This window comes from Actinacidiphila polyblastidii (assembly GCF_036353415.1).
In the GTDB taxonomy this organism is placed as follows: domain Bacteria; phylum Actinomycetota; class Actinomycetes; order Streptomycetales; family Streptomycetaceae; genus Actinacidiphila; species Actinacidiphila polyblastidii.
On the sequence record NZ_JAZEWV010000018.1, the window covers coordinates 115,899 to 126,494 of the forward strand.

Genomic DNA, 10,596 nt, shown 5'->3' on the forward strand with positions numbered 1-10,596 from the left:
GCCTTGGCCCACACGCGGGGGCGCGCGGCGCGGCGCGGGCCGCGACCTGCGGGCCTTGCCGGATCGTGCCGATCCGCAGATGATCGCGGAACGGCCCGGTGATCCCGGGCGACGCACTGGAGGTACACCCCATGTCCGACACACCGACCGGCGAGGCGGAGACCCCGAACCTCGCGTTCGAGGGCACCACCCCTTACGAGGACTACGTGCAGGCGTCCGTCCTCACCCATCTGCAGCACCCGCTGTCCGACGAACCCGGCGAGATGGCGTTCCTGGTCACCACCCAGGTGATGGAGCTGTGGTTCACCCTGCTGGTCCACGAGTGGACCACCGCGGCGACCGCGCTGCGCCGGGACGACATCCCTCGGGCGATGGCCGCGCTGCGCCGCAGCCTGCCGGAGCTGGAGTCGCTCAACGCCTCCTGGAAGCCGATCGCGAACCTCACCCCCGCCCAGTTCAACGCCTACCGGTCGGCCCTCGGCGAGGGCTCCGGATTCCAGTCCGCGATGTACCGGCGGGTGGAGTTCCTGCTCGGTGACAAGTCCGCGTCGATGCTCGTGCCGCACCGCGGCACCCCCAGCGCCCACGCCGAGCTGGAGAAGGCGCTCACCGAGCCGAGCCTCTACGACGAGGTGCTGCGGCTGCTGGCCCGCCGCGGCCACGCGGTGCCCGCCGAGGTGCTCGACCGCGACCCGACGCAGCGCTACGAGCCGCACCCCGAGGTCGAGGCCGCCTGGCAGAGCGTCTACGCCGACGCCGACCAGGACTCCGAGCTGATCCGCCTCGGCGAACTCCTCACGGATGTCGCCGAACTCGTCTGGCGCTGGCGCAACGACCACCTGGTCGCGACCCGCCGCGCGATGGGCGCCAAGGCCGGCACCGGCGGCTCCGCGGGGGTGGCCTGGCTGGAGAAGCGGGCCGCAAAGAACGTCTTCCCCGAGCTGTGGACGGCCCGCAGCCATGTCTGAGCCCACCGCCGCCGCCGCGCCGCACCCCGGCCCCGACGCCCTGACCGGCCCCGACGCTGCCGCCGGCCCCGCCGCAGCCTCGCTCGCCGACCGCGCCGCCGCGCTCGACGCCGCCGACCCGCTGGCGTCCGTCCGCGACCGCTTCGTGCTCGACGACACCGTCTATCTGGACGGCAACTCGCTCGGCGCGCTGCCCGCCGGCGTGCTGCCGCGGCTCGCCGACGTGGTCGGCCGGGAGTGGGGTGAGCTGCGCATCCGCTCCTGGGACGAGAGCGGCTGGTGGACCGCACCCGAGCGGATCGGCGACCGGATCGCCCCGCTGGTCGGCGCCGCCCCCGGGCAGGTCGTCGTCGGCGACTCCACCAGCGTGAACGTCTTCAAGGCGATCGTCGCCGCGGTCCGCATGGCCCCGCCGGAGCGGGACCAGATCCTCGTCGACGCGGCGACCTTCCCCACCGACGGCTACATCGCTCAGTCCGCGGCCCGCATGACCGGCCGGACGGTCCGGGCGGTGCCCGCACACGACGTCGCCGCGTCCGCGGACGGCCGCACCGCCGTCGCGCTGGTCAACCACGTCGACTACCGCACCGGCAGGCTGCACGACCTGCCGGGTGTGACCGCGGCGCTGCACGCCGCCGGCGCCCTCGCCGTGTGGGACCTGTGCCACAGCGCGGGCGCGCTGCCGGTCGGGCTGGACGCGGCCGGCGTGGACCTCGCCGTCGGCTGCACCTACAAGTACCTCAACGGCGGGCCCGGCGCGCCCGCCTACCTCTTCGTGCGGCGCGACCTGCAGCCGCGCTTCGACTCGCCGCTGCCCGGCTGGAACTCCCACGCCGACCCCTTCGGCATGGCCGACCGCTACGAGCCGGCGGACGGAGCGCCGCGCGGCCGGGTGGGCACCCCGGAGATCCTGTCGCTGCTCGCGCTCGACGCCGCCCTGGACGTCTGGGACGGCGTGGCGATCGGCGACGTGCGGACCAAGAGCCTCGCGCTCACCGACTTCTTCCTGGAGTGCGTGGCCGCGCTGCTGCCCCCGGGCCTGGTCGAGCCGATCACCCCGGCGGCGCACGAGGAGCGCGGCAGCCAGGTGTCGCTGCGCTGCGAGGGCGCCCGCGAGGTGATGCGCGAGCTGACCGCGCGCGGCGTGGTCGGCGACCACCGGCGGCCCGACCTGCTGCGTTTCGGCTTCACCCCGCTCTACACCCGCTACGCCGACGCGCTGCGTGCCGCCCTGGTGCTGGCCGCCGTGCTGCGCCCCGCACCCGAAGGGACCGCCTGACCGATGGCCGCAGCCGACTCCGCCACGACCCCGCCCGAGGACGCCCTCGCCGAGGCGGCGGCCGGCGCCGTACGGGAAGCGGCCGAGGAGGCGTCGGCCTTCGGCCATCCACAGGTGCCCCCGGACGCCACCGCGGCCTACGGGGGCCATCCCGACCAGGTGATCGACTTCTACCGGCCGCGCGGCGCGGGCGCGGCGGCACGTCCGGCCCCGCTCGTCGGATTGCTGCACGGCGGCGCCTGGCGCGCCGCGTACGACAGGCGGCACGTCTCGCCGCTCGCCGCCCGCCTGGCCGCGGCCGGCTTCGCGGTGGCGTCGGTGGAGTACCGCCGCGGCGGCCTGCCGGACGGCTCCGGCCAGGCCGCGGGCCCGCCGGAGCGGCAGGAACCGGACGGCGAGGTCCCTGAACCCGCCGGGACGCCCCCCGGCGGCCCGGCGCCCGCCGGACGCTGGCCGGACACCTTCGACGACGTGGCGGCCGCGCTGGACGCCCTGCCGGAGCTGGCGGTCGAGGCGCTCGGCGCGCGGGCCGTCGACCCGCGCAGGATCGTGCTCACCGGGCACAGCGCCGGCGGCCACCTCGTGCTGTGGGCGGCGGCACGCCATGTGCTGCCCCCTGATTCCCCCTGGCATCTCGTCTCGCCCCCCGCGTTGCGCGGCGTCGTGGCGCTCGCCCCGATCGCCGACTTCGGCTCGGCGATCCGGCTGCACGTCTGCTCGGGTGCGGTGGACGATCTGCTCGGTGGCCCCGACCACCGGGCAGACCGCGCCCCCCACGCCGATCCGTCGGTGCTTCTCCCCACCGGAATCGCCACGACCATCGTGCACGGGGCCACTGACAACGTGGTTCCGCGGCAGGTCAGCGAGGCTTTCGCGGCCGCGGCGGCGGCAGCGGGGGAGGAGCCGACGGTGGCGTGGCTGCCGGCCACCGGGCACTTCCCGCTGATCGACCCGGCCGCGCCCGCGGCCCAGGCCGTCATCGACGAGATCGTCCAGCTGGCCTGGTGACGACATGACCGCGCGCCCCGGCCGCAGGGCGGGGGCGCGCGAGGAAGAGGAGGCGGGGAAGGCCCGTCGGCGGACCGGGATCGGCGCGGGCGCCGACGCGGCTCAGCGCGAGCGCTTCGCCAGCCGCTCGACGTCGAGGAGGATCACGGCGCGGGCCTCCAGGCGGAGCCAGCCGCGGCCGGCGAAGTCGGCGAGCGCCTTGTTCACGGTCTCGCGGGACGCGCCGACGAGCTGCGCCAGCTCTTCCTGGGTCAGGTCGTGGACGACGTGGATGCCCTCCTCCGACTGGACGCCGAAGCGCCGCGAGAGGTCGAGCAGGGCCTTGGCCACGCGTCCCGGCACGTCGGAGAAGACGAGGTCGGACATCACGTCGTTGGTCCTGCGCAGGCGGCGCGCGACGGCCCGCAGCAGCGCGGTGGAGACCTCGGGCCGCACGTTCAGCCAGGGCTGCAGGTCGCCGTGGCCCAGGCCGAGCAGCTTGACCTCGGTGAGCGCGGTGCCGGTGGCCGTGCGGGGGCCGGGGTCGAACAGCGACAGCTCGCCGATCAGCTCGCCGGGACCGACCACGGCCAGCATGTTCTCCCGCCCGTCGGGGGAGGTCCTGTGCAGCTTCACCTTGCCCTCGGTGACGACGTACAGCCGGTCCCCGGGGTCGCCCTCGTGGAACAGCGAGTCGCCTCGCGCGAGCGTGACCTCCGTCATGGAGGCACGCAGTTCAGCCGCCTGCTCGTCGTCGAGCGCCGCGAAAAGCGGAGCACGGCGCAGAACGTCGTCCACGAGCTCTCTCCTTGTCGACAGTCGACATCGCCGGATTTCCCATGATGCACGACGTCTCAACCAGTGCGATCAATCACAAGGATGTCTTATGTGCGGCCGCCGAGGTGCCCCGGGGGTCCGATCGGGCGTCTGATCTTGTTGCCGCACAGGGTATCGAGCGCGTATGTCGGTGGCGAGGCTTAGGCTGGCCGGGTGTCAGAGACGCCGAGGGTGCAGAGGAAACGGACGGCCAAGGCGACCGAACGGGTGGCGCCTCCAGCAGATTCCGCTGTGAGCGAACAGGCCCCCCCGGTGGCGCTGGTGCGGCGCGCCCGCAGGATCAACCGCGAGCTGGCCGAGGTGTATCCGTACGCCCATCCGGAGCTGGACTTCGAGAACCCGTTCCAGCTGCTGGTCGCCACCGTGCTGTCCGCGCAGACCACGGACCTGCGGGTGAACCAGACGACCCCCGCGCTCTTCGCGAAGTACCCGACGCCCGAGGAGATGGCGGCGGCCGACCCGTCGGAGCTGGAGGAGATCCTCCGGCCGACCGGTTTCTTCCGCGCGAAGGCCCGCTCGGTGCTCGGCCTGTCCGCCGCGCTGCGGGACGACTTCGGCGGCGAGGTCCCCGGGCGGCTCGCGGACCTGGTCAAGCTGCCGGGCGTCGGGCGCAAGACCGCCAACGTCGTGCTGGGCAACGCGTTCGGCGTGCCCGGCATCACCGTCGACACCCACTTCGGCCGGCTGGCCCGCCGCTTCGGCTGGACCACCTCGGAGGACCCGGAGAAGGTCGAGCAGGACGTCGCCCGGCTCTTCCCGAAGTCGGACTGGACGATGCTGTCGCACCGCGTGGTCTTCCACGGCCGCCGGATCTGCCACTCCCGCAAGCCGGCCTGCGGCGCCTGCCCGATCGCGCGCCTCTGCCCGTCGTACGGCGAGGGGGAGATGGACCCGGAGAAGGCGAGGAAGCTGCTCAAGTACGAGAAGGGCGGCTTCCCGGGCCAGCGGCTGAACCCGCCGCCCGACTACCCCGGGCTGCCCGCGCCGCCGCTGGGCGCCTCATGACGCAGGCGCAGGGCGCGGACGCCTCCGGCGTGCAGGTCAGTGCCGCGGGCGTGCCGTCGTGGCTGGAGCCGGTGGTGGCGGTGGCCGCGGAGGTGCGGCCCGAGCAGCTCAGCCGCTTCCTGCCGGCGGACGGCGCGGGGCGGCGGGCGGCGGTGCTGATCCTCTTCGGCGAGGGGGAGCACGGCCCCGACCTGCTGCTGATGGAGCGTTCCGCGGCCTTGCGCTCGCACGCGGGCCAGCCGTCGTTCCCCGGCGGCACGCTGGACCCGGCGGACGGCGACCCGGAGGGCGACGGCCCGCTGCGGGCCGCGCTGCGCGAGGCCGAGGAGGAGACCGGCCTCGACCCGGCCGGGGTGCAGGTCTTCGCGGTGCTGCCGCGGCTGTACATCCCGGTCACCGACTTCACGGTCACGCCGGTGCTCGGCTGGTGGCGCGCGCCCAGCCCGGTGCGCGTGGTCGACCCGGCCGAGACGGCGCGGGTCTTCCGGGTGCCGGTGGCCGATCTCACCGACCCCGCGAACCGCGCGACGCTGGTCCACCCCAGCGGTTTCCGCGGCCCCGCCTTCCAGGTCGGCGGCGCTCTGGTCTGGGGGTTCACCGCGGGCCTGATCGACAAGATCGTGCACTACGCGGGCTGGGAGCGGCCCTGGGACCGCGACCGCACGGTCCCGCTCGGCTAGGCCGTGTCCGACACGTCCGAGGCTCGTCGGGGGTACCCGCGCGGCGCCTCGGGCCGCGACGCCGTCCCCGTGGCGGCTCCGGTCCCGGCCGTACGGTCCCGCGGGCTCAGGTGGACATGAGACCGTGGTCCCCGTGAACGTGCTGGACTTCCTGCTCATCCTCGCCGCTGTCTGGTTCGCCGTGGTCGGCTACCGGCAGGGTTTCGTCGTCGGCATCATGTCGGTGACGGGGTTCCTCGGCGGCGGACTGGCCGCCATCTATCTGCTTCCGCTGATCTGGGACAAGGCGACGGACAGCGCGACGCCCGGCTCGGTCGCGGTGATCTGCGCGGTGGCGATGGTCATCGTCTGCGCGTCGGTGGGACAGGCGTTCACCACCCATCTGGGCAACAAGCTGCGCACGCGGATCACCTGGTCGCCGGCCAGGGCACTGGACGCGAGCGGCGGCGCGCTGGTCAACGTGGTGGCGATGCTGCTGGTGGCCTGGCTGATCGGCAGCGCCCTGGCCACGACGACGCTGCCGACGATAGGGCGCGAAGTGCGGTCCTCGAAGGTGCTGCTCGGCGTCTCCCAGGCGCTGCCGTCGCAGGCCGACACCTGGTTCGACGACTTCAGCGACACCCTCGCGCAGAACGGCCTGCCGCAGGTCTTCGGCACCTTCGGCTCCGAGCCGATCACCTCGGTGCCGCCGCCGGACCCGGCGCTGGTGAACAACCCGGTGGTGGCGCGCGCGCGGAACAGCATCGTGAAGATCGTCGGCACCGCGCCCGGCTGCGGCAAGATCCTGGAGGGCTCCGGCTTCGTCTTCGCCCCGCACCGGGTGATGACCAACGCGCACGTCGTCGGCGGCGTGTCCGAGCCGCGGGTGCAGATCGGCGGCAAGGGCCGGCAGTACGACGCGCACGTGGTGCTGTACGACTGGCAGCGCGACGTCGCCGTCCTGGACGTGCCGGACCTGGACGCGACGCCGCTGGCCCTCACCACCACCCCCGAGCACTCCCGCGACGACGCCATCGTGGCCGGGTTCCCGGAGAACGGCCCCTTCGACGTGCGGGCGGCCCGTATCCGCAGCCGGATCGAGGCGGGCGGCCCGGACATCTACCGTCGGGGCACCGTGCACCGCGATGTGTACTCGCTGTACTCCACGGTCCGCCAGGGCAACTCCGGCGGTCCGCTGCTCACCCCTGACGGGCAGGTCGCGGGTGTGGTCTTCGCCAAGTCGCTGGACGACGCCGACACCGGTTACGCGCTGACCGCCGACGAGGTGCGCCAGGACGCCGCCGCCGGCACGCACGCGACCCACCGGGTGGACACCGAGAACTGCGCGCTGTGAGCCGGCCGGCCGGGGCGCGTGCTCCGGCCGGCCGGCTGCCGGATCATTCCTTCACGTGACGCAGCCGGGCGCTGACCCAGCGGGCCCTGCGACCGAGGATGCGCGGGATGCCGAGGCGGCCCTGTCCTGACGGCAGGACGGCCATGGGCGCCGTCCGGACTGCGGCGCCGGAGATGCGGCGGCGATTACGCGGTACTTCACGGTAGTCGTGCGTCCAACCCATACCGAGCTACGTGCCCGCGCCCCCTGGTCGGTAATCGCTGTTTCGTCGCTCAGTTGGCCTATGCGCCCGGCATTTTGACGATCATTCGACCGTCGTACAAGTGGATGTCATACCAGTGACGAGAGAGGTCAGCGGTCCGGCTCGGGGTCCTTCAGCCAGTTGATCAGCTCCGTGGAGAAGGCCACCGGGTCCTCCTCCTGCGGGAAGTGCCCGAGCCCGTCGAACAGCCGCCAGCGGTACGGGGCCTCGACGTACTCCCCACTGCCCGCGACGCTCCTGGTGCCGATCGCCGGGTCCAGCGAGCCGTGCATCTGCAGCGTCGGCACCCGCACCGGCCGCTTCATCCTGCGGTTGAACTGGATGCCGTCAGGACGGGCCATCGAGCGCACCATCCACCGGTACGGCTCCACCGCGCAGTGCGCCGTCGAGGGGATCTGCATCGCGCGGCGGTAGACGTCCACCGCCTCCTCGTCCGGCAGGCTCGGCCCCGACCACTCCTGGACCAGCCGGCCGACCAGCGCGGAGTCGTCCGCGGTCAGCTGCCGCTCCGGCAGCCACGGCCGCTGGAAGCCCCAGATGTACGCCCCCGACCGGCTCTGCCGCAGGTCGGTGAGCATCGCCGAGCGCCACCGGCGCGGATGCGGCATCGAGCTGACCGCGAGGCGGCGCACCAGCTTCGGCCGCATCGCCGCCGCCGTCCAGGCCAGGTAGCCGCCCAGGTCGTGTCCGACGAGCGCCGCGTCGGGCTCGCCCAGCGAGCGGATCACGCCGGTGACGTCGAGCGCGAGGTTGCCCGGGTCGTACCCCCGCGGGGTGCGGTCGCTGCCGCCGACGCCGCGCAGGTCCATCGCCACGGCGCGGAATCCGGCGTCGGCGAGCGCGGTGAGCTGGTGCCGCCAGGTCCACCAGAACTGCGGGAAGCCGTGCAGCAGCAGCACCAGCGGACCGTCGCCCAGCTCGGCGATGTGGAACCGCGCGCCGTTGGCGGCCACGTCGCGGTGCGTCCATGGGCCTTCGACGCGCGGGACCGAAGGGCGGCCGCTGCCCGACGGACTCTGCGACCGGGCGGGGAGGTTCATGCCCCAGAGCGTGTCACATCTTGACGTCCCTCGTGGCGCCGGTTGTCAAGGACCTGTCGGCCACGGCGTCCTTCGGTGCGAGATCGCGTGGATGCGGCTTGGCCTTCTGCAGCACCGCCGCGGTCTCCTTCGCGGAGGCGATGGACCGCTCCGGCTTCTTGACCTTCTTGAACCGGCCCATGCCGATCAGCCCGAGCACCGCCGCGAGCAGCACGAACGCGCCGAAGACGATCAGGAACGACCACCCCAGCGTGATGCCCAGGGCGTGGATTCCGTACGCGCTGGCGAAGCTGAGCATCGGCACGGCGAAGAACAGCAGCGCCAGCGCCAGTACGAAGGCGCCGCTGCCGACCGCCGCCCGTTTCGCGTCCTGCCGGATCTCGGCCTTGGCCAGGGCGATCTCGTCGTGCACCAGGGCGGAGAGCTCCGCCGTGGCGGAGGCGAACAGCTGGCCGAGGCTGCGCTCGTCACCGTTCGAGGCTGCGCTCATCGCGTCCTCCGTCGTGTCGGTCGGTCCGGGTGGTCACCGGGCTTCCTCGCCCGGTGGTCCCTAGATCATGCCTCACGTGCCGTCAGAGTCACCCGCGTCCCTGCCGAGTCGGGCAAGCCTGCGATGCTCCGCAGCCTTCGCCTCCAGGATCTCGGCCATTCTGAGGTGGTAGGCGGGCTTGTCCCGCTCGTAGATGTCGGGGATGCCGTCGCCGTCCTCGTCGCGCTCCTCGTCGTCGGTGAGCGCGCGGTACCTGTCGTTGCGGAGCTTCAGCAGGATGCCGGCCAGCAGCGCCGCCGTCAGCGAGCCGACCAGCACCGCTGCCTTGGCCTCGTCGGCGAGCCGCGGATCGTCGCTGAACGCGAGTTCGCCGATCAGCAGGGAGACGGTGAAGCCGATCCCGGCCAGCGTCGACACCGCGAGCACGTCGGGCCAGCTGAGATCGGCGTTCAGCTCGGCGCGGGTGAAGCGGGCGGCCAGCCAGGTGCCGCCGAAGACGCCGAGCGTCTTGCCCACCACCAGGCCGAGCACCACACCGAGCGTCTCGGGGCGGTCGAACACGTCGCGCAGCGAACCGGCCGAGACCACCACGCCCGCCGAGAACAGGGCGAACAGCGGCACGGCCAGCCCCGCCGACAGCGGTCTGACCAGGTGTTCGATGTGCTCGCCCGGTGAGCGCCGCTCGCCCTCACGGGTCGTGCAGCGCAGCATCAGGCCCATGGCGACGCCCGCGATGGTCGCGTGCACACCGCTGTTGGACATCAGCGCCCAGATCACCACGGCCAGCGGCACGTACACGTACCAGCCGCGCACCCCGGCCCGCAGCAGCAGCCAGAAGGCGACGAGGCCGGCGAGCGAGCCGAGGAGCGGGGCGATGTGCAGGGAGGAGGAGAAGAAGATCGCGATGATCAGGATCGCGAAGAGGTCGTCCACCACCGCGAGGGTGAGCAGGAAGGCCCGCAGCGCGGCGGGCAGCGCGGTGCCGATCACGGCGAGCACGGCCAGGGCGAACGCGATGTCCGTCGCGGTGGGCACCGCCCAGCCCTTGAGGGAGCCGCCGGCGGCGCCGCTGACCACGGTGTAGACCACCGCGGGCACCGCCATGCCGCACAGCGCGGCGACCACGGGGAGCGCGGCGGCGGCCGGCGTGCGCAGTTCGCCCGCGACGAGTTCACGTTTGAGTTCGATGCCGGCGACGAAGAAGAAGACCGCGAGCAGGCCGTCGGCCGTCCAGTGCTCCACCGACAGGTGCAGACCGAGCGCGGCCGGCCCGAAGTGGAAGTCGCTCACCGCCTCGTAGCTGTGGTGCAGCGTGTTCGACCAGATCAGCGCGGCGACCGCGGCGAGCAGCAGCAGGACGCCGCCGACGGTCTCGGCGCGCAGCGCGTCCGCCACGAAGTTGCGTTCGGGGAGGGGGAGGCGGTCCAGCAGGACCGCGGAGCGACTGCGCGTCCTGCCACGCGGTGGCCGATCCGCGCCAGGAGGATCGCTGCCCGGAGAGTCGCTGCGCGGGGGCTGCTCGCTCACGGGGGGCGTCCTCCTGGGCGACAGCGACGGGCGACGGGCGACGGTGTCCAGTCTCGCCGCGCGCGGCGGGGGAGGCACCGCCGGAGTGACCCGTACGGATGAGGGGCGCCCGGCGGTGTCGCCGGACGCCCCTCGGACGCCGTCTGGTCTGCTGGCTGCGCGTGGCGCGCCGTGCGCGCCCTCGGCTG

Annotated in this window: 10 protein-coding genes; 6 read left to right on the top strand and 4 right to left on the bottom strand. The window is 73.5% G+C overall.

The annotated features are described in order from the left end of the window. The first annotated feature begins 131 nt into the window (after positions 1-131). The 3 genes from V2S66_RS21505 to V2S66_RS21515 are packed head-to-tail and all read left to right on the top strand — an operon-like array spanning position 132 to position 3,255. The gene (locus V2S66_RS21505) at positions 132-968 is read left to right on the top strand and encodes a tryptophan 2,3-dioxygenase family protein (RefSeq protein ID WP_330797537.1); all 837 of its coding nucleotides are present in this window, start codon (positions 132-134) and stop codon (positions 966-968) included. After that, the gene (gene kynU / locus V2S66_RS21510) at positions 961-2,247 is read left to right on the top strand and encodes a kynureninase (RefSeq protein WP_330797538.1); all 1,287 of its coding nucleotides are present in this window, start codon (positions 961-963) and stop codon (positions 2,245-2,247) included. Before V2S66_RS21505 ends, kynU begins: the two co-directional genes overlap by 8 nt. Before the next feature lie 3 nt (positions 2,248-2,250). Then, a complete protein-coding gene (locus tag V2S66_RS21515) occupies positions 2,251-3,255 on the top strand; it encodes an alpha/beta hydrolase family protein (protein ID WP_330797539.1) in 1,005 nt (334 codons plus the stop codon). Positions 3,256-3,357: 102 nt separating this feature from the next. On the opposite strand, the gene V2S66_RS21520 is transcribed toward V2S66_RS21515, so the two are convergent. Further along, on the bottom strand, positions 3,358-4,032 hold the full coding sequence (locus V2S66_RS21520) for a Crp/Fnr family transcriptional regulator (protein WP_037911812.1): 675 nt from the start codon (positions 4,030-4,032) through the stop codon (positions 3,358-3,360). Between the two features lie 246 nt (positions 4,033-4,278). Here V2S66_RS21520 and nth point away from each other — a divergent pair, with 246 nt between their 5' ends. From nth to V2S66_RS21535, 3 genes are all read left to right on the top strand, one after another. Continuing rightward, positions 4,279-5,076: an endonuclease III gene (gene nth, locus V2S66_RS21525; protein WP_413966451.1), complete on the top strand. Its 798-nt coding sequence runs from the start codon at positions 4,279-4,281 to the stop codon at positions 5,074-5,076. Beyond that, positions 5,073-5,756 (top strand): NUDIX hydrolase, encoded by a 684-nt coding sequence (locus tag V2S66_RS21530; protein WP_330797541.1) that lies wholly within the window; start codon positions 5,073-5,075, stop codon positions 5,754-5,756. The genes nth and V2S66_RS21530 overlap by 4 nt, the downstream gene beginning before the upstream one ends. A 133-nt stretch (positions 5,757-5,889) precedes the next feature. Continuing rightward, complete coding sequence (locus V2S66_RS21535; RefSeq protein ID WP_330797542.1) at positions 5,890-7,089, top strand: MarP family serine protease; 1,200 nt, start codon at positions 5,890-5,892, stop codon at positions 7,087-7,089. A gap of 351 nt (positions 7,090-7,440) precedes the next feature. Here the strand turns inward: V2S66_RS21535 and V2S66_RS21545 are convergent, their stop codons facing one another. From V2S66_RS21545 to nhaA, 3 genes are all read right to left on the bottom strand, one after another. Beyond that, positions 7,441-8,391 (bottom strand): alpha/beta fold hydrolase, encoded by a 951-nt coding sequence (locus V2S66_RS21545; RefSeq protein WP_330797544.1) that lies wholly within the window; start codon positions 8,389-8,391, stop codon positions 7,441-7,443. A gap of 13 nt (positions 8,392-8,404) precedes the next feature. Next, positions 8,405-8,881 carry a phage holin family protein gene (locus V2S66_RS21550; protein ID WP_330797545.1) on the bottom strand — a complete coding sequence of 159 codons (477 nt, stop codon included), beginning with the start codon at positions 8,879-8,881 and terminating at the stop codon, positions 8,405-8,407. Positions 8,882-8,953: 72 nt separating this feature from the next. Next, complete coding sequence (nhaA, locus tag V2S66_RS21555) at positions 8,954-10,408, bottom strand: Na+/H+ antiporter NhaA (protein ID WP_413966450.1); 1,455 nt, start codon at positions 10,406-10,408, stop codon at positions 8,954-8,956. Positions 10,409-10,596: the final 188 nt, after the last annotated feature.